Source organism: Stenotrophomonas maltophilia group sp. Smal32 (genome assembly GCF_030237085.1).
Taxonomy (GTDB): domain Bacteria; phylum Pseudomonadota; class Gammaproteobacteria; order Xanthomonadales; family Xanthomonadaceae; genus Stenotrophomonas; species Stenotrophomonas maltophilia_Q.
The window spans coordinates 14184-32101 of the sequence record NZ_JASJSI010000049.1; the positions used below are offsets into that span (position 1 = coordinate 14184).

General features: G+C 66.4%; 18 protein-coding genes. 5 read left to right on the forward strand and 13 right to left on the reverse strand.

The genetic code is table 11. The annotated features are described in order from the left end of the window. Positions 1-58 precede the first annotated feature (58 nt). From dnaG to QRO91_RS13140, 3 genes are read left to right on the forward strand one after another with little or no spacing between them, the layout of a single operon-like run. Positions 59-1801, forward strand: a complete 1743-nt coding sequence (dnaG, locus tag QRO91_RS13130; RefSeq protein WP_049426950.1) for a DNA primase — start codon at positions 59-61, stop codon at positions 1799-1801. A gap of 29 nt (positions 1802-1830) precedes the next feature. Further along, a complete protein-coding gene (locus tag QRO91_RS13135; protein WP_049426951.1) occupies positions 1831-2331 on the forward strand; it encodes a fused DSP-PTPase phosphatase/NAD kinase-like protein in 501 nt (166 codons plus the stop codon). Positions 2332-2359: 28 nt separating this feature from the next. After that, the gene (locus QRO91_RS13140; RefSeq protein ID WP_197620458.1) at positions 2360-3331 is read left to right on the forward strand and encodes a bile acid:sodium symporter family protein; all 972 of its coding nucleotides are present in this window, start codon (positions 2360-2362) and stop codon (positions 3329-3331) included. Positions 3332-3437: 106 nt separating this feature from the next. Here QRO91_RS13140 and QRO91_RS13145 read toward each other — a convergent pair whose 3' ends face one another. The 5 genes from QRO91_RS13145 to QRO91_RS13165 form a co-directional block, all read right to left on the reverse strand. Continuing rightward, on the reverse strand, positions 3438-4259 hold the full coding sequence (locus QRO91_RS13145) for a hypothetical protein (protein ID WP_049426953.1): 822 nt from the start codon (positions 4257-4259) through the stop codon (positions 3438-3440). Between the two features lie 141 nt (positions 4260-4400). Beyond that, positions 4401-5294 carry a heme o synthase gene (gene cyoE / locus QRO91_RS13150; protein ID WP_005407798.1) on the reverse strand — a complete coding sequence of 298 codons (894 nt, stop codon included), beginning with the start codon at positions 5292-5294 and terminating at the stop codon, positions 4401-4403. A gap of 4 nt (positions 5295-5298) precedes the next feature. Beyond that, a complete protein-coding gene (locus tag QRO91_RS13155) occupies positions 5299-6462 on the reverse strand; it encodes a heme A synthase (protein WP_197633243.1) in 1164 nt (387 codons plus the stop codon). 10 nt (positions 6463-6472) lie between these two features. Continuing rightward, positions 6473-7042 (reverse strand): hypothetical protein, encoded by a 570-nt coding sequence (locus QRO91_RS13160; protein ID WP_197620462.1) that lies wholly within the window; start codon positions 7040-7042, stop codon positions 6473-6475. A gap of 13 nt (positions 7043-7055) precedes the next feature. After that, positions 7056-7793: an SURF1 family protein gene (locus QRO91_RS13165; protein WP_285310423.1), complete on the reverse strand. Its 738-nt coding sequence runs from the start codon at positions 7791-7793 to the stop codon at positions 7056-7058. A 57-nt stretch (positions 7794-7850) separates the two neighbouring features. Here QRO91_RS13165 and QRO91_RS13170 point away from each other — a divergent pair, with 57 nt between their 5' ends. After that, entirely contained in the window at positions 7851-8069 is a 219-nt protein-coding gene (locus QRO91_RS13170) for a twin transmembrane helix small protein (protein WP_005412025.1), read from the forward strand. 20 nt (positions 8070-8089) lie between these two features. On the opposite strand, the gene QRO91_RS13175 is transcribed toward QRO91_RS13170, so the two are convergent. The 6 genes from QRO91_RS13175 to QRO91_RS13200 form a co-directional block, all read right to left on the reverse strand. Continuing rightward, on the reverse strand, positions 8090-8965 hold the full coding sequence (locus QRO91_RS13175) for a cytochrome c oxidase subunit 3 (protein ID WP_049426961.1): 876 nt from the start codon (positions 8963-8965) through the stop codon (positions 8090-8092). A 13-nt stretch (positions 8966-8978) separates the two neighbouring features. Continuing rightward, entirely contained in the window at positions 8979-9569 is a 591-nt protein-coding gene (locus QRO91_RS13180) for a cytochrome c oxidase assembly protein (protein ID WP_019336368.1), read from the reverse strand. Next, positions 9566-9784 (reverse strand): hypothetical protein, encoded by a 219-nt coding sequence (locus QRO91_RS13185; RefSeq protein ID WP_197620466.1) that lies wholly within the window; start codon positions 9782-9784, stop codon positions 9566-9568. Before QRO91_RS13185 ends, QRO91_RS13180 begins: the two co-directional genes overlap by 4 nt. 8 nt (positions 9785-9792) lie before the next feature. After that, entirely contained in the window at positions 9793-11400 is a 1608-nt protein-coding gene (ctaD, locus tag QRO91_RS13190; protein ID WP_005407790.1) for a cytochrome c oxidase subunit I, read from the reverse strand. A gap of 62 nt (positions 11401-11462) precedes the next feature. Continuing rightward, positions 11463-12416, reverse strand: a complete 954-nt coding sequence (coxB, locus tag QRO91_RS13195) for a cytochrome c oxidase subunit II (protein ID WP_197620468.1) — start codon at positions 12414-12416, stop codon at positions 11463-11465. Between the two features lie 11 nt (positions 12417-12427). Then, a complete protein-coding gene (locus QRO91_RS13200) occupies positions 12428-12904 on the reverse strand; it encodes a DUF2244 domain-containing protein (RefSeq protein WP_197620470.1) in 477 nt (158 codons plus the stop codon). A 274-nt stretch (positions 12905-13178) separates the two neighbouring features. Here QRO91_RS13200 and putA point away from each other — a divergent pair, with 274 nt between their 5' ends. Beyond that, positions 13179-16397, forward strand: coding sequence for a bifunctional proline dehydrogenase/L-glutamate gamma-semialdehyde dehydrogenase PutA (gene putA / locus QRO91_RS13205; RefSeq protein WP_197650575.1), 3219 nt, complete (start codon positions 13179-13181; stop codon positions 16395-16397). A gap of 119 nt (positions 16398-16516) precedes the next feature. Here putA and pnuC read toward each other — a convergent pair whose 3' ends face one another. Both pnuC and QRO91_RS13215 read right to left on the reverse strand, forming a co-directional pair. Next, a complete protein-coding gene (gene pnuC, locus QRO91_RS13210) occupies positions 16517-17089 on the reverse strand; it encodes a nicotinamide riboside transporter PnuC (protein WP_197620474.1) in 573 nt (190 codons plus the stop codon). 142 nt (positions 17090-17231) lie between these two features. Beyond that, positions 17232-17918 (reverse strand): OmpP1/FadL family transporter (locus QRO91_RS13215; RefSeq protein ID WP_285310424.1); only part of this gene is annotated, 687 nt, incomplete at its 5' end.

Here is a 17918-nt window from a genome sequence, read left to right on the forward strand (position 1 = left end):
GGGGGAATCCGCCGCCCCCTGCTGCGCGCCCTGGCGGCCGCGCCCTGCCCTGTTGCCCATGGCCCGTATCCCCGACGCTTTCATCGACGACCTGCTCGCCCGCACCGACATTGTCGAGGTGGTGGGCAGCCGCGTGCCGTTGAAGCGCCAGGGCAAGGAGTACGCAGCGCGCTGCCCGTTCCATGACGAACGCTCGGCCTCGTTCACGGTCTCGCCCACCAAGCAGTTCTATCACTGCTTCGGTTGTGGCGCGCACGGCACCGCGATCAGCTTCCTGATGAACTACGACCGCCTCGAGTTCCTCGACGCGGTGGATGAACTGGCCAAGCGCGCCGGCATGGAAGTGCCGCGCAGCGAGAACCCGCGCAGCCCGCAGCAGCAGGACGACAGCCGCGAGCTCTACTCCGCTCTGGACGCCGCTGCCAAGTTCTTCCAGAAGAACCTGGAAGGCAGCGAGAAGGCGCGCAGCTACCTCGACGGCCGCGGCGTGGACGAAGAGAACCGCGCACGCTTCCAGATCGGCTATGCGCCCGATGGCTACAGCGGGCTGCGCGATGCGCTGGGCAAGGACGAGCGGCGCATGAAGCTGCTCGACCGCGCCGGCCTGTTCTCCAAGAACGATCGCGGCCACGTCTACGACAAGTTCCGCGACCGGGTGATGTTCCCGATCTTCGACCGCCGTGGCCGCGTGATCGCCTTCGGCGGCCGCGTGTTCGAGAAGGACGACGGCCCCAAGTACCTCAACTCGCCCGAGACCGCGCTGTTCCACAAGGGCCGCGAACTGTACGGCCTGTGGCAGGTGCGCCAGGCCAACCAGAAGATCGAGCGGCTGATCGTGGTCGAGGGCTACATGGACGTGGTCTCGCTGTTCCAGTTCGGCGTCACCCAGGCGGTGGCGACGCTGGGCACGGCGACCACGCCGGACCATGCCGAGCTGTTGTTCCGCAACGCGCCGGACGTGTTCTTCTGCTTCGACGGCGACGCCGCCGGCCGCCGTGCCGGCTGGAAGGCGCTGGAGTCGGTGCTGCCGCGCATGAAGGATGGCCGCCAGGCCTTCTTCCTGTTCCTGCCCGATGGCGAGGACCCGGACACCATCGTGCGCAAGGAAGGCGCCGAGGCCTTCAACGAACGCCTGAAGCAGGCCACGCCGCTGTCGCAGTTCTTCTTCGACGAACTGACCCGCGAGATCAACCTGGGTACGCTGGACGGCAAGGCCCGCCTGGCCGAACGGGCAAAGCCGATGCTGGCGCAGATTCCCGACGGCGCCTTCGGCGATCTGATGAAGCAGCAGCTGGGGCAGCTGACCGGTCTGGGGGGGGGCAACACTGCCGCCACGCGCGCACCACAGCCACAACGCCAGCCCTCGCGCACGATCCAGCCAGTGGCCAAGCGCAGCCTGGTGCGCGGCGCGATCGCCGTGCTGCTGCAACAACCGTCACTGGCCCTGACCCTGGGCGGCAAGCATCACTTCCAGGGCCTGCGCCTGCCCGGCGTGGAGCTGCTGCTGGAGCTGCTGGGGCTGGTCGAACAGCGCCCGGACATCAGCACCGGCGCCCTGCTGGAACACTTCGACGGCCGCGAGGAACAGGCCTCGCTGCATACACTGGCCGCACAGACGCTGCCCGGCACCGAGGCCAGCTGGACCCAGGAACTGCACGACGCCGTGGCCCAGCTGGAGAAACAGCTGCTGGTGCAACGTCTGGAGGAGTTGTTGGCAAAGCAGCGCCAGCAGGGTCTGGACGATACTGACAAATACGAACTGCGCGAGCTGTTGAAGGCCCGCGCCGGGCTGCGCCTGTAGAGGGGCAGAACGCTTTCACGGAGAGGACCATGCTGCTGCGCCTGACCTGCCTGCTGTTGTTGTCGCTCTGCCTGCCGCTGGCGGCCCTGGCTGCGGATACCCCGCTCAATGAAGTCCGGCCCGGCCTGTATGCCGGCGGCCAGCCCAGTGCCGCACAACTGCGCGAACTGGCCGCACAAGGCGTACGCACCGTGATCGACCTGCGCCAGCCCGACGAGGACCGCGGTTTCGATGAAGCGCACGTGGCCGAATCGCTGGGCCTGCGCTATGTGCGCATTCCGGTGGCCGGTGCCGAGGGGCTGGATGCGCCCAATGTGCGCGCCGTGCACCAGGCCCTGCAGCAGAGCCAGGGGCCGGTGCTGCTGCACTGCGCCTCCGGCAACCGCGCCGGTGCCGTGCTCGGCCTGGTCAGTGCACGCTACGAACATGCCAGCCCGGAACAGGCCCTTCAGCTGGGCCAGCGCGCTGGGCTGAAGTCGCTGGAAGCCGCCACCCGCCAGCGCCTAGCCACACCGGTCACCTCGCCCTGAACCCTCCGCACAAAGGACTCTGCCCACCATGACCCGCTGGTGGTCGCGCCTGCGACCGGACAACTTCACCCTCGCCCTGCTGTGCACCGTCGGCCTGGCTTCCCTGCTGCCGATGAAGGGCGCCGCCGCCATCGTCCTCGACGATGTCACCACGGTCGCCATCGCGGCGTTGTTCTTCCTGCATGGCGCACGCCTGCCGCGCGAGTCGATCATCGGCGGCATGCTGCACTGGCGGCTGCACCTGACCATCCTCGCCTGCACCTTCATCCTGTTCCCGCTGCTGGGGCTGATGTTCAAGCCACTGTCGGGTTGGCTGCTGACCCCGGAGCTGTACCTGGGCGTGCTGTTCCTGTGCACCCTGCCGTCCACCGTGCAGTCGTCCATCGCGTTCACCTCGATGGCGCGCGGCAACGTACCGGCAGCGGTGTGCAGTGCTTCGTTGTCGAGCATCCTCGGTGTGTTCCTGACCCCGCTGCTGCTGACCGCACTGGCCGGTACCTCCGGCGGCGTGCACGACCCGCTGCATGCGATCGGCGGCATCATGCTGCAGCTGCTGGTGCCGTTCGTGGCCGGCCACCTGCTGCGGCCATGGATTGCCGGCTGGGTGGAGCGGCAGCGCGCACTGCTGCGCTACACCGACCAGGCCACCATCCTGCTGGTGGTGTATTCGGCGTTCGGCGAGGCAGTGACCGAAGGCCTGTGGAGCAAGACGCCGCTGCTCTCGTTGCTGGCCGTGGCAGTGGTGGCCGCGGTGCTGCTGGGTATCGCCATGCCGCTGATCACCTTCATCGCCCGCCGCCTGCGCTTCAACCGCGAGGACGAGATCGCCATCGTGTTCTGCGGCTCGAAGAAGAGCCTGGCCACGGGCGTACCGATCGCCAAGGTGCTGTTTGCTGGTGGCAGCCTCGGTGCCATCGTGCTGCCGGTGATGATCTACCACCAGATCCAGCTGATCGTCTGCGGTGTGATCGCGCAGCGCTACGCCAAGCGCAAGTCCTGACACGACGTGGAGAACATCCACGCACGGTGTGGATCTACTGTAGAGCCGAGCCCACGCTCGGCTGGCGGTTGAACGGCGCAGTTGGATCCACGCCACGCGTGGATGATCACCAGACCGAATCGCTGTCCAGCAGCCGCGCCACGCTGAATCGCGGCAGCCATACCCTCAGGTCGTAGCTGCGGTCAGCACCGGTATCCACCCTGGGCGATGTCCCGGCATGACCCGGCAGCTGGCGCGCTTCGCAACGTCCAGGGGCGGCACAGCCCCAACCCTCCCCGCCACGCGCCTCGATACGCACGTTGTAGAGCTCCAGATCGTTCAGCAATGCCGTCATCGGGGGGTACGCAATCATCTTCGGCTGCGTACGCATGCCATGTACGTTGCCGGTCAGCACCAGCAGCCGTGCGTTGTTCGGCAATGCCTGTGCGCGCACGCGGACCTCTTGGGCCATCGCCCGGTCGCGTGCCCCACTACCCGCCGTTTCGGCGGGTAGCACGCGATCAAAACCGAATACCTGCACGTCGCGCCCCCGGGTACGCAGCGCGCGCGCCGCTTCGATCAGGTCGAGCATGTCCTTGCTGCGACGGCCGTCATGCATGCGGCTGCGGACGCTCCAGTACGGCGTGCCACGCAATGCAGCGCGCGCCTTGGCCGTGCCGGAAGACACCAGATACGTCGCCAGCGCGGCGTTCTCGTCAGTCGGCAGCTCCAATGCCAACCGCACCGGAGTGCCATCGGCTGCGTAGGCCTCCATCAGTTCCCGAACCAGCAGCGGTGTCTCGCGGGTACCGTGGAATTCGCCCAGTATCAACAGGCGGTGCTCACCGGCGTGTTGGCGGATCTGCGCGGCGGTGTCGTCGGCATGCACATTGAGGGCCATGCCGAGCGCCAGCAGCAGCGCGCTGGTCCAGCGGAAAATCGAATGCATCCCTGCTCGCTCCTTTCCTTGGGGTCAGGAACAGCAATGGCGACGCCGCTGGAAGAGATCAAGTGTAGAGCCGAGCCCACGCTCGGCTGCTCTTCCAACCAGCCCTCAGCCGAGCATGGGCTCGGCTCTACAGGTGGCGCTTTACAACCAGGGCAGGATCCAGTGGTCCACCAGCAGGAAGGCGAACAGCGCCATCAGGTACACGATGGAGTAGTAGAACATCTTCATCGAGAACAGTTCGTCCGGCGGGTTCAGCATGCGCCAGGCGTACCAGAGGAACACGGCGTTGAGCACGATCGCGCCGCCCAGGTAGAACGCGCCGCTCATGCCCACCAGGTACGGCAGCAGGCAGACCAGTGCGAGCACCACCGAATACACCATGATCTGCTTGCGGGTGTGCACCACGCCGTGGGTCACCGGCAGCATCGGAATTTCCGCCTTGGCGTAGTCCTCGCGGCGGAAGATCGCCAGCGCCCAGAAGTGCGGCGGGGTCCAGATGAAGATGATCAGCACCAGCAGCGACGAGTACGCCCAGTCCGACGAGCCCTGCATGCCGGTCACTGCGGCCCAGCCCAGCATCGGCGGCATCGCGCCGGCCAGGCCGCCGATGACGATGTTCTGCGAGGTCGCGCGCTTCAGGTACACGGTGTAGATCACCGCATAGCCGATCAGCGAGGCGAAGGTCAGCACCGCGGTGATCAGGTTCACCCACAGCACCAGGATGGTCATCGACAACACGATCAGCACGCCGGCGAACACCAGCACCTGCCACGGCTTGACCTTGCCCACCACCAGCGGACGCCACGAGGTGCGCGCCATCTGTGCATCGATGTGCGCATCCAGCAATTGGTTGATGGCGGCGGCGGCCGAGGCCGCCAGCCAGATGCCGAGGAAACCGAGCACGCCGGCGCGCACCTGCTCCCAGCTGGGCACGCCCGGAATGGCCAGGACCATGCCGACCAGGGCAGTGAAGACGATCAGGGCGACGACCTTGGGCTTGGTCAGGTCCCAGTACTGGCGGTAATTGGAAAACATGGAATCAGTCCGGGGCACGCAGGCGGGCCAGCAGGCTGACCAGCACGAACAACAGGGCAACGGCCACGCCGTTGTGGGCCACCGCCACTTCCAGCGGCAGCGCCAGCTTCACATTGAGGATGCCGAGGGTGACCTGCAGCACCAGCAGTACGATCAGCGCACTGGCCCAGCCACGCATGCTCGGCAGGCGGAACAGGCGCACGCCCAGCCACAGCAGGTAGACGGCCACCACCACCGCGAACAGGCGATGCGCCATCTGGATGGCGATACGCGAGGCACCATCCAGCACGCCCCCTTCGTAGTCCACGCCGATGCCGCGCCACAGGGTGAAGCCTTCGACGAAGTTGTGCTGCGGCCACCATTGGTTGGCGCAGCGCGGGAAATTGTCCAGCGAGGCGCTGCCACCGCCGCAGGCCAGCGCAGCGTAGTTGGCGCTGACCCAGCCGCCCAGTGCGATCTGGGTGACCAGCACCGCAACGCCGATGCGCAGCACCCACTTCAGCTTCGGAGCTTCGGCCAGGGTGATCGGCATGTGCGTGGCGCGCCAGGCCATCCACACCAGCAGCGCGAACATCAGCATGCCGCCCAGCAGGTGGCCCATCACCACGATGGGCTTGAGTAGCAGGGTCACCGTCCACATGCCCAGCAGGGCCTGGAAGATCACCACCGCCAGGGTCAGCAGGGCAGCACGCGCCAGGTCGATGTTGCTCCAGCGCAGCGCGGCGATCAGCAGGATCGCCTCGCCGATCAGGGCCAATGCACTGGCGGTGCCATGCCAGCCCATCATGTACAGCGGTATGCCGGCGGCCACCAGCACGCAGGCGGTCACCACCGCCGTGCTTCCGAATCGCCGCTTGCGCGTGGCCAGCAGCGCCAGGGTCAGGATCTCGATGCCCAGCGCGCCGGCCAGGAAGCGGTGCACCTGCTCACGCCAGGCCTTGTGCGTTTCCAGCGGGCGGATTTCCGCCGCCGGGTGGCCGATGGTTTCTTCCACGTGCTGCGGCCAGGTGGCCTGCCCATAGCAGGTGGGCCAGTCCGGGCAGCTCAGGCCGGCATCGGACAGGCGCACGAAGGCGCCGAACATGATCGTGCTCGCGGTCATGATCATGGCGAACCACGCCAGGCGGTGGAAATTGCGGTGCAGCGCCGGACGCGCGGAAAGGCTCATCAAACGGGACTCACTTCAGTTTCAGCAACGTGGCCATGTCCTTGCGCAGGCCCCCCAGGTCACTGCCGGGGGCATGGCGCATGATCACGAAGCCGTTCGGATCGATCACGTAGACCGGCAGTCCCGCCGGATCATCAACGCCCGGCAATGCCGCGCGCAGGGCTGGCGACGGAGCCAGCGGCCGCAGCGCGGGCAGCGAGGCGATCGACGCCGGTGGCGTACCCAGCCACAGGATCTCGACATTATCGGCGTTATGGCCGAACAGCTGCCACACCTTGCCCAGTCCCTGCGACAAAGTGACGCACTGTGCGTCGCAGGCACCGGCCGGCGCCACCAGCAGGCGCCAGGTCCGGGCCTCGGGGTTCCACGGATAGGGCTGGCCGTTGGCCAGCGTCGGAGCCTGCTGGCGTAGATCCACCGGCGGCTTCAGCAACTGGCCGGCATTACGGTGCCCGGTGGGCTGCCAGCCAGAGAAGCGCAGCACGGCAGCCAGCGCCATCGCGCCGAAGAACACGGCAAACAGCAGCACCAGGGTCCGGCGGCCTGAGCCGCGCACCTGCGGGGACGTAGCAGTGTTCATGCGGGGCATTTTCTCATGGTTGGGTACGGGATGCCGGTCGGGCCACGGCGCGCCTCCTGCGCCATTCCAGCACCAGCGCCACCACCAGCACGGTCAGGGCCAGCCCGAACCACTGCACGGCGTAGCCCAGGTGGCGCTGCGGTGGCAGCGTGTTCGGCAGCAGGTCCAGGTCGCGCTCGTCACCGAAGGGCAGTGAAGGGTCCAGGCGCAGTACACGATCGGGAAGTGACTGCACCCCCAGCGCGCGGGCCAGGCCTTCGGCCGGCAACCGGCTGGCCAGCCAGCGGCCCGCTTCCCCCGTAGCGGAGAATGCGGGACCGAGTGCCAATCCGGCCGACGGCGGCGGTGCCAGCAGGCCACGCACGGCCACCGGCGAAGGCGGTGCGGGCAGCTCCGGCAGGGCGCGATCCGGCGGCAGCGCGCGCCATCCCAGATCGACCAGCAGCACGCTGCCTTCGTCACTGCGGAACGGGCGGTAGATCTTTACCCCCGCGCGGCCGTGCCGGGTCTGGTTGTCCAGCAGCACCACGCCGGAAAGGAAGCGACCGTGATCGGCCACGCCATGCAACGCACCGGGTGCTGCCAGCGCCTGCGCCAGCGACAGGACCTGCGCTGCAGCTGGAACTTGTGCATCCAACATTGCCTGTTTGGCATGCATGCGCTGCAGCTGCCACAGCCCCAATGCGGTGAAACCGGCCATTGCCAGCACGGCCAGCAGCCATCCGAGCACGCGCGTGTGCTGGCGCATCATGACAAGTCCGCACAAACGCGGTCAGATAGGCACATCCACCCTGCCCTCGAGCCGCGCATGAGTGATTCGCTGAAGACCCTGCTGGTAATCGCGTTTCTGATCGTCATCGTCTGGAATCTGGGCGCCGGCCTGTATTACCTGCTGGTCGACCGCGGCCAGACCAAGCGCACGGTCAACGCACTGACACGTCGCATCGCGGTGTCGGTGGCGTTGATCCTGCTGGTGATCGTGAGCATCTACATGGGCTGGATCAAACCGCACGGCATCGGCGGCTGAGGCCACCGATGCGTGCGCGGTCAAAGCACGTAGACGAACAGGAACAGCATCAGCCACACCACGTCGACGAAGTGCCAGTACCACGCGGCGGCTTCGAAGCCGAAATGGTTGTCGCGGGTGAAGTGTCCCTTGGCCGAACGCAGCCACATCACGATCAGCATGATCGTGCCCAGCAGCACATGCGCGCCGTGGAAGCCGGTCAGCATGAAGAACGTCGAACCGTAGATGCCCGAGCCGAGCGTCAGGTTCAGTTCCTTGTAGGCGTGGATGTACTCCTCCGCCTGCAGGGTGAGGAAGCCGAGGCCGAGCACCACGGTCAGGCCCAGCCAGATCAGCAGCTGGCGGCGGTTGCCCGCCTTCAGCGCGTGATGGGCGATGGTCAGGGTCACGCCGGAGGTGAGCAGGATCAGCGTGTTGATCAGCGGCAGGCCCCAGGCCGGGATGGTCTGGAAGGCGCCACCGATCGCCGCCGGGCCGTTGGTCGGCCAACCGGCGGAATAGCCCTGCCAGAGCAGTTCGTTGGTCATCACCCCGCGGCCTTCGCCGCTGAGCCACGACAGGCCCAGGTTGCGGGTGTAGAACAGCGCGCCGAAGAAGGCGCCGAAGAACATCACCTCGGAGAAGATGAACCAGATCATCCCCATCCGGAACGAGCCATCGACCTGATGGTTGTAGTTGCCGGCCTGCGATTCGCGCACCACGTCACTGAACCACCAGAACAGGGTCAGCACCAGCATCGCGATGCCGAGGTAGAACGTCCAGCGTCCCCAGCTGGCATCGTTGAGCCAGCTGGCCACGCCCACCATGGTCACCATCATCGCGATGGAACCCACGAACGGCCATTTGCTCTGGGCCGGGACGAAGTACACGTTGGCGTCGGTCGGTGTCTGGGCCATGTCGGTATCCGGGTCAGGGTGCGGCGTGCGCGCCTTCCGAGGTGGCGGCCGGAGCCAGCCGATCGGACAACGCGTCGTTGCGGTAGAAGGTGTAGGACAAGGTGATCGTCCTGATCTCCGGCGGCAGGTCCGGATCGACGATGAAGCGCACCGGCATGTCGCGCTTCTCGCCGGCCTGCAGCGTCTGCGCGGTGAAACAGAAACATTCGGTCTTGCTGAAGAAACCCGACGCGCGCGCCGGTGCCACCGAAGGCACCGCACTGCCGACCACGGCCTGCTGGCTGTCGTTGCGGGCGAAGTACAGGGCCTCGTTGAGTTCACCGGGCACCACGTCCATGGTCAGCTGTTCGGGATGGAACGACCACGGCAGGCGCGAGTTGACGCCGCCATCGAATTCCACCCGTACGGTGCGCTTGCCGGACGCCGCACCCGCACTGGCTTCGCTGCCGGGGCCGCGCTCCAGGCGCACGCCGAACACCTTCTCGCAGGCGATGCGATACAGCGGCACCAGCGAGAACGTCAGCAGGAACACCGCCACCGCCACGCCGATCAGGCGCGGCAGCCCGGCACTGCGTGAGGTCGCGGTGGCCGGTGCGTCGCTCATCGGCCGATCACCCCACTGAGGATGAAGCCGACGTAGACCAGCACGGCGATGGCGCCGACCCAGGCTGCGGTGCGCCTGGCGCGCTGGCGTTGCAGTTCGATGTCGTTTTCCGGGGCGTCGCCCGGGCTGTTGTGGAGCCGGGCCATGCTCGGCTGCTCCACGTCAGCCGAGCATGGCTCGGCTCTACAGGTCTGCAGCGGGCTCTCGTTATGCATGCCCCACCTCAATGCGTGATGTCGTCATGCGCCAGGTCCCCTGGGCGGATGGTCGGCGGCGTGGTGAAGGTGTGTGCCGGTGCCGGCGACGGCAACGTCCACTCCAGGCCACGCGCGCCTTCCCAGCTCCGCGCTTCGGCCTTCTCGCCGTTGCGCAGCGACGACAGCAGGATCGCGGCCATCATGAACGGCGTGACGAACATGCCGAACGCACCGATCGAGCTGATCAGGTTCCAGTCGGCAAACGCCACGCTGTAATCGGGAATGCGGCGCGGCATGCCGGCCAGGCCGAGGAAGTGCTGCGGGAAGAACAGCAGGTTGACGAACACGATCGACCACCAGAAGTGCACCTTGGCCCACTTCTCGCTGTACATGCGCCCGGTCCACTTCGGCCACCAGTAGTACACCGCCGCGATCAGCGCGAACACTGCGCCGGTCACCAGCACGTAGTGGAAGTGGGCCACCACGAAGTAGGTGTCGTGGTACTGGAAGTCGGCGGCGACGATGGCCAGCATCAGGCCGGAGAAGCCACCGATGGTGAACAGGATGACGAAGGCCACCGACCACAGCATCGGCGCTTCGAACGTGAGCGAACCGCGCCACATCGTGCTGACCCAGTTGAACACCTTCACGCCGGTGGGGATCGAGATCAGCATGGTGGCGAACATGAAGTAGATCTCACCACCCAGCGGCATGCCCACGGTGAACATGTGGTGGGCCCAGACGATGAACGACAGGAACGCGATCGCGGCGGTGGCATACACCATCGCCTGGTAGCCGAACAGCGGCTTGCGGCTGAAGGTCGGGATGATCTCGCTGACCACGCCGAACGCGGGCAGGATCATGATGTAGACCTCGGGATGCCCGAAGAACCAGAAGATGTGCTGGTACATCACCGGGTCACCGCCACCGGCGGCGTTGAAGAAGCTGGTGCCGAAGAACTTGTCGGTCAGCAGCATGGTCACCGCGCCGGCCAGCACCGGCATCACCGCGATCAGCAGGAACGCGGTGATCAGCCAGGCCCAGCAGAAGATCGGCATCTTCAGCAGGTCGATGCCCGGCGCGCGCATGTTGAGCACGGTGGCGATGATGTTGATCGCGCCCATGATCGAACTGATGCCGGCCACATGGATGGCGAACACGCTGAAGGCGACGTTGTAGCCACCCTGCAGCGACAGCGGCGGGTACAGGGTCCAGCCACCGGCCGGTGCACCACCGGGCAGGAACAGGGTCAGCAGCAGCAGGCTGAAGGCCACCGGCAGCAGCCAGAACGACCAGTTGTTCATGCGCGGCAGCGCCATGTCCGGCGCGCCGATCTGCAGCGGGATCATCCAGTTGGCCAGGCCGACGAAGGCCGGCATCACACCGCCGAAGATCATCACCAGCGCATGCACGGTGGTCATCTGGTTGAAGAACTCGGGCTTGACGAACTGCAGGCCCGGCTGCGCCAGCTCGGCGCGGATCACCACGCTCATCGCCGCACCGATGATGAACATGATGAAGCTGAAACCCAGGTACAGCGTGCCGATGTCCTTGTGGTTGGTCGAGAAGAACCAACGCTCGAAGAAGCTCTGGTGGTGATGGTGATCGTCGTGCCCAACTGCCGAGTGCGCCATTGCAAAACACCTCTCAGAATCGGTTGTCACCACGGCCGCAGCAGGCGGCCGCAGGCTTTACATCACGCGCCGCTGGCTGCGGTGGCAGGTGAGCTGCCGGCTTCGGCAGCGGCAGGTGCTGCCGGTGCTTCGCTCGCAGGTGCAGCCGGTTCTGCAGGTGCCGCAGGGGAAGCGGGCTCGGCCGGCGGTGCAGGCTTGCGCTGCGCCAGCCACTGCTTGAAGTCTTCCTTGGACACCGCCTCGACCACGATCGGCATGAAGCCGTGGTCCTTGCCGCACAGCTCGGCGCACTGCCCGCGGTACACGCCGGGCTGCTCGATGCTGGTCCAGGCCTCGTTGATGAAACCGGGGATGGCGTCCTGCTTCCAGCCCAGCGCCGGCACCCACCAGGCGTGGATCACGTCGTCGGAGGTGATGACGAAGCGCACCTTGGTATCGACCGGCAGCACCAGACGGTTGTCGACATCCAGCAGGTAGTGCGGATGGCTCTCGCGGGTCGGCACGACGCCGCTCTGCCGCACCCGGTCGGACTCGCGGTCCAGGCGGCTGGTGAAGGTGACGTTCTCGCCGAGGTATTCGTACTTCCACATCCACTGGTAGCCGGTGACCTTCACCGTCATCTCGGCATCGCGGGTGTCGTACATCTTGATCAGGTTGGCCGTGGCCGGCCATGCCATCACGATCAGGATGATCACCGGGATCACCGTCCAGATGATCTCGGCCTTGGTGTTGTGGCTGAAGGTGGCCGCGACCGCGCCCTTGGATTTGCGGAACTTGAAGATGGCGTAGGCCATCGCCCCGAACACGATGACGCCGATCACCGTGCAGATGATCAACGACAGGTTGTTCGATTCCCAGGCCAGGCGCGAGGTCTGGGTCACCCCCTTCCCCATGTTCAGCTGCCACGGCTTGGGATCGGCCGCCTGGGCCCAGGCCAACGCCGGAACCAGTCCCCCGGCCACCATGGCGGCGACCGCTGCAACGCACTTCGTGCCCCACCTGCTGCTTTGCTTCATTGCCTAGACCCTTAGCGTCGTCGGTTGCCGCCATCGCTGGCGGCGAGCAAGCTTTCAAGTGTCTCTGCAAGCATCTGACGTTCGGCCGGCGCGAGGAAACTCCCCACCTCCACCTGCCGGCCGCTGGATGCCAGCCGGACCCTCTCATCGTCGGTGAGCAGGCGCACCCAGTGAGGGTGGGCCCGGAACACCGGCGATCCACCGGGTACGGGGATGACCTCCACGTACGCCGGCACTACCCGGATCTCCTCCTGCCGTTCACCGCTGCGCCACAAGGCACGCAGCGCCGCCGCCAGCACCAGGCTGTACAGCAGCGCGAACAGGGGGGCGAATGCATTGCCGGCCAACCACCCGAGGGCGGACACCAGCCACATCGCACCCGACAACACGGTGAACAACAGGACGAACTGCCGGGCATCGAGCGCCCGTGGGGGACGCAGCCGCAGCTGCGTACCTGACCCATCCGGAGCTGGAAGCACCTCGATCATGTCGCAACCGCGTTCCTGCCGCGGGAAACGTCTCGATGGTAGCCCCGCCCTCTCGCCGGTAGCAAGGGTGCATTCACACTTTTTCCGATGCTGCAACACAGCATGAGGTCGGCGGCACGAATGACGAATTCGGCACAAATATTGGCAGGATTTATGAACACGCCGAATCCACCACCGTTAGGGGCTATCAGCCCTTCATGAAGGTGTCTGCACGGCACTTCCGAAGGCCGCAAAAATGTTTAAAATCGCCAAGTTTTCCACTGGCCGGACCGGCATGAACGCACCTTCCTCCTCCCCTGCCGCCAGCGACGCCCCGCGTCCCGGCGCGCTGCTGTCGCCGGAACTGCCGGCGCCCCCCAACCCGTTCCGCCAGGCCATCACCGATGCCTGGTTGAAGGACGAGGCCAGCCACGTGCGCGAACTGCTGGCGCAGGCCCGCCTGCCCGCCGAGGAACAGGCCCGGGTACAGGCGCTGGCCGCCGACCTGGTCGGCCGCGTGCGCGTGCGTGCCAAGGACCAGGGCGCAATCGAAGCCTTCATGCGCCAGTACGACCTGGGCAGCGAGGAAGGCGTGCTGCTGATGTGCGTGGCCGAGGCGCTGCTGCGCATTCCCGACCAGGACACCGCGGACAAGCTGATCCGCGACAAGCTGGCCGATGCCGACTGGGAAAAGCACCTGGGCGGCAGCGACTCGGTGCTGGTCAACGCCTCCACCTGGGGCCTGATGCTGACCGGCAAGCTGGTGCAGATGAACGACGCCACCCGCGCCGATGCGCCCAGCGCATTCAAGCGCCTGGTCGGCCGCGTCGGTGAGCCGGTGGTGCGCCTGGCCGTGCGCCAGGCGATGAAGATCATGGGCCACCAGTTCGTCATGGGCCGCACCATCAGCGAAGCGCTGGCGCGCTCGCACAAGGGCGACAACGCCAGCTACCGCTACTCGTTCGACATGCTCGGCGAAGGCGCGCTGACCATGAAGGATGCACTGCGCTACCTGGAAGACTACCGTCGTGCGATCCACGCCATCGGCGGCGATCACAAGGCACGCGGCGGCCGTCCGGACGGCGACGTCAACAACGCACCAGGCATCTCGATCAAGCTGTCGGCGCTGTACCCACGCTACGAGCACGCCAAGCGCGAGCGCGTGCTGAAGGACCTGGTGCCGGGCGTGCTGGAACTGGCACAGCTGGCCAAGAGCTACGGCATTGGCTGCACCGTCGACGCCGAAGAATCCGACCGCCTGGAACTGTCGCTGGACATCATCGAGCAGGTGTTCTCCGACGCCTCGCTGGCCGGCTGGGATGGTTTCGGCGTGGTCGTGCAGGCCTACCAGAAGCGCACCCCGTACACGATCGACCACCTGGCCGACATGGCGCGCCGCGCCGGTCGCCGCCTGCAGGTGCGCCTGGTCAAGGGCGCCTACTGGGATGCCGAGATCAAGCGCGCGCAGATCGAAGGCTATCCGGGCTACCCGGTGTTCACCCGCAAGCAGAACACCGACGTCTCCTACCTGGCCTGCGCCAAGCGCCTGTTCACGCATGCCGATGCGATCTACCCGATGTTCGCCACGCACAACGCGCACACCATTGCCGCGGTGCGCAGCATCGCCAACGGCGGCGTGTACGAACACCAGAAGCTGCACGGCATGGGTGACGACCTGTACGCAGAAGTGGTGCCGGCCGACCGCCTGGGCCTGCCCTGCCGCGTGTATGCGCCGGTCGGTTCGCATGAAGACCTGCTGCCGTACCTGGTGCGTCGCCTGCTGGAAAACGGCGCCAACTCCAGCTTCGTCAACCGCATCACCGACGAGCGCGTGCCGATCGCCGACCTGATCCGCGATCCGGTCGAGATGGTCGCCTCGTTCGCATCGATTCCGCATCCCAAGATCCCGCTGCCGGTTGACCTGCTGCGCAGCCAGAACCACGACAGGAAGAACTCCATGGGCGCCAACCTCGCCAACGACAACGAACTGCGCGACCTGGCCGAGCAGATCAACGCGGCTGTGAAGCCTTGGCAGGCCGCCCCGCTGGTGCCCGGTGCCAACCCGGCCGGCGCTGCGCTGCCGGTGACCAACCCGGCCGACACCCGCGAAGTGGTCGGCCAGTGGCTGGCCGCCGACGCCGCCACCGTGCAGAAGGCCCTGGCCAATGCCGTGGCCGCGCAGCCGGCCTGGAACCGCACCCCGGCCGCCAGCCGCGCCGCCATCCTCGAGCACGCCGCCGACCAGCTGGAAGCGCGCATGCCGGAGTTCATGGCGCTGTGCGTGAAGGAAGCCGGCAAGAGCCTGCCCGACAGCATCGCCGAAGTGCGCGAAGCGGTGGACTTCCTGCGCTACTACGCCAAGCAGGCGCGCGAGCAGTTCAGCCACGCCGAAAAGCTGCCGAGCCCGACCGGTGAATCCAACGAGCTGCAGCTGCACGGCCGCGGCGTGTTCGTCTGCATCAGCCCGTGGAACTTCCCGCTGGCGATCTTCCTGGGCCAGGTGGCCGCTGCACTCGCCGCCGGCAACAGCGTCATCGCCAAGCCCGCCGAGCAGACCAACCTGATCGGCTACTACGCGGTGAAGCTGCTGCACGACGCCGGCGTGCCGGCCGAGGTGGTGCAGTTCCTGCCCGGCGACGGCGCCACCGTCGGTGCCGCGCTCACCGCCGATCCGCGCGTGGCCGGCGTCGCCTTCACCGGCTCCACCGACACCGCCCGTGCGATCAACCGCGCGATGGCCGCACGCGATGCCGCCATCGGTGTGCTGATTGCCGAGACCGGCGGCCAGAATGCCTTCATCGCCGACTCCTCGGCGCTGCCGGAGCAGCTGGTCAAGGACGCGATCGGTTCGGCCTTCACCTCGGCCGGCCAGCGCTGCTCGGCCGCGCGCGTGCTGTTCGTGCAGGACGACATCGCCGACAAGGTGATGACCATGCTGGCCGGTGCGATGAAGGAGCTGAAGGTCGGCAACCCCGGCCTGCTGTCCACCGACGTCGGCCCGGTGATCGACGCCGATGCACTGAAGATCCTGCAGGACCACGCCGAACGCATGGACCGCGAAGCGCGCCTGATCGCTGCCGCCGAGCTGTCCGCCGAAGCCGCCAATGGCACCTTCTTCGCACCGCGTGCGTATGAACTGAAGGACCTGGGCCAGCTGCACAAGGAAATCTTCGGGCCGGTCCTGCACGTGATCCGCTGGAAGGGTGACCAGCTCGATGCAGTGATCGACCAGATCAACGCCACCGGCTACGGCCTGACCCTGGGCGTGCATTCGCGCATCGACGAGACCGTCGACCGCATCAGCAACGGCGTCCACGTCGGCAACGTCTACGTCAACCGCAACCAGATCGGTGCGGTGGTCGGCGTGCAGCCGTTCGGCGGCCAGGGCCTGTCCGGCACCGGTCCGAAGGCCGGTGGCCCGCACTACCTGCTGCGCTTCGCCACCGAAAAGACGGTGACGGTGAACACCACTGCCGCCGGCGGCAACGCCTCGCTGCTGACCCTGGGCGACTGATCGCCCGGTTGATGCGGTAAACGAAAAACCCCGCGAAAGCGGGGTTTTTTGTGGTTTTTCTTCCTGTAGAGCCGAACCCATGCTCGGCTTTCCTGGCGTAGCCGAGCATGGGCTCGGCTCTACACCCGCATCAGCTTGCGCCAGTGGCGCAGGGCGACCAGCGCGTTTATCCAGAAACCGATGTAAAGGATAGAGGTCAGGTGCAGGCCTCGGCTGTAGTACAGCGGCACCGCCACGGTGTTCACCAGCAGCCACACCCACCACGATTCCAGCTTGCGGCGCATCATCAGGATCTGCGCGATCACGCTCAGTACCAGCACCGCCGAATCGATGTACGGCGCGTAGGCGCTGGTCAGGCGGGTCAGCATCCAGCCGTAGCCGAAGGTGGCCACTACCGCCAGCGGCGCCAGCCAGGCCCAGGCGCGCGGCCGCAATGAAGTAATCGGCAGAGGTGCACCATGGTCACCACGCAGCCACTGCCACCAGCCCAGCACGCTGATGGCGTTGAAGAAGAACTGCAGCACCATGTCCGCATACAGGTGCGAACGCTCGAACACCGCGGCGAACAGTGCGCAGCCTACGATGCCCAGCCACCAGGTGTGCACGTTGTTGCGGCCCGCCAGCAGGATCGAGCCGGCGACGGCGATGTTGGCAGCCAGCTCCAACTGGAAGTTCGGGTCGGACAGGTTCATGGCGCCATTGTCGTGGATCCACGACGTGGATGGCTGCTCTGCCCAGAAGATCCTCGCCATGCGTGGATGGCCCGAAACCCACCCAAAAGAAAGCCCCGCTTACGCGGGGCCTTCCGTGTGCTGCTTCAGGCCAGGGCCTGCATCAGAACTTGTACTGCATCGAAGCTGCCAGCACGTCGCCGCTGACCTTGTACTTGCCGGTCACGGTGTTGCCGGTGACCGAGGTCGAGGTGATGTTCGGATCCTTGGTGAACAGGTGGGTGTAGCCCACGCTGTATTCCATCTTGTCCGAAGCGGCGTAGGTCAGGCCCAGCGACAGCCACTTACGGGTGGTGTCCGGCACGCGCACGTCGCGGTGGGCGTCGGTGGTCGGGGTCTGGTCATAGGCCAGGCCGCCACGCAGGGTCAGCTTGTCGTTCACGCGGAAATCAGTACCGATCGACGCGAAGGTGGTGTCGCGGTAGTGGAACGGCAGCACGCTGTCCGGCTGGTTGGAATCATAGTCGACGGTGACCTGGTCGAACTTGCTCCACGCCGTGCGCGTGACTTCGGCCATGATCTGCCACTGGTCGTTCACGCGGTGGGTGAAGCCCACGGTGGCGCTGGCCGGCAGGGTGATGGTGGCGCGGCCGTTGCTGTCGATGAAGGTACCCGGGGCGGCCGCGGCCAGGAAGGCGGCAGCGTTCTGCGGGATGGTGAAGTCGGCCTTGCCGTCGGTGATCTTGTGCTCGACCTTCGAGCGGTAGCTGAAGGCGATGTTGGTGCCTTCCACCGGGGTGACCGTCATGCCCAGGGTGTAGCCGACCGACACTTCATCGCCCTTGATGCG

Bases quoted from the DNA above. Each gene is read 5' to 3' on its own strand.
- dnaG (WP_049426950.1), top strand. From the start codon at position 59: ATGGCCCGTATCCCCGACGCTTTCATCGACGACCTGCTCGCCCGCACC.
- QRO91_RS13135 (WP_049426951.1), top strand. From the start codon at position 1,831: ATGCTGCTGCGCCTGACCTGCCTGCTGTTGTTGTCGCTCTGCCTGCCG.
- QRO91_RS13140 (WP_197620458.1), top strand. From the start codon at position 2,360: ATGACCCGCTGGTGGTCGCGCCTGCGACCGGACAACTTCACCCTCGCC.
- QRO91_RS13145 (WP_049426953.1), bottom strand. From the start codon at position 4,259: ATGCATTCGATTTTCCGCTGGACCAGCGCGCTGCTGCTGGCGCTCGGC.
- cyoE (WP_005407798.1), bottom strand. From the start codon at position 5,294: ATGTTTTCCAATTACCGCCAGTACTGGGACCTGACCAAGCCCAAGGTC.
- QRO91_RS13155 (WP_197633243.1), bottom strand. From the start codon at position 6,462: ATGAGCCTTTCCGCGCGTCCGGCGCTGCACCGCAATTTCCACCGCCTG.
- QRO91_RS13160 (WP_197620462.1), bottom strand. From the start codon at position 7,042: ATGAACACTGCTACGTCCCCGCAGGTGCGCGGCTCAGGCCGCCGGACC.
- QRO91_RS13165 (WP_285310423.1), bottom strand. From the start codon at position 7,793: ATGATGCGCCAGCACACGCGCGTGCTCGGATGGCTGCTGGCCGTGCTG.
- QRO91_RS13170 (WP_005412025.1), top strand. From the start codon at position 7,851: ATGAGTGATTCGCTGAAGACCCTGCTGGTAATCGCGTTTCTGATCGTC.
- QRO91_RS13175 (WP_049426961.1), bottom strand. From the start codon at position 8,965: ATGGCCCAGACACCGACCGACGCCAACGTGTACTTCGTCCCGGCCCAG.
- QRO91_RS13180 (WP_019336368.1), bottom strand. From the start codon at position 9,569: ATGAGCGACGCACCGGCCACCGCGACCTCACGCAGTGCCGGGCTGCCG.
- QRO91_RS13185 (WP_197620466.1), bottom strand. From the start codon at position 9,784: ATGCATAACGAGAGCCCGCTGCAGACCTGTAGAGCCGAGCCATGCTCG.
- ctaD (WP_005407790.1), bottom strand. From the start codon at position 11,400: ATGGCGCACTCGGCAGTTGGGCACGACGATCACCATCACCACCAGAGC.
- coxB (WP_197620468.1), bottom strand. From the start codon at position 12,416: ATGAAGCAAAGCAGCAGGTGGGGCACGAAGTGCGTTGCAGCGGTCGCC.
- QRO91_RS13200 (WP_197620470.1), bottom strand. From the start codon at position 12,904: ATGATCGAGGTGCTTCCAGCTCCGGATGGGTCAGGTACGCAGCTGCGG.
- putA (WP_197650575.1), top strand. From the start codon at position 13,179: ATGAACGCACCTTCCTCCTCCCCTGCCGCCAGCGACGCCCCGCGTCCC.
- pnuC (WP_197620474.1), bottom strand. From the start codon at position 17,089: ATGAACCTGTCCGACCCGAACTTCCAGTTGGAGCTGGCTGCCAACATC.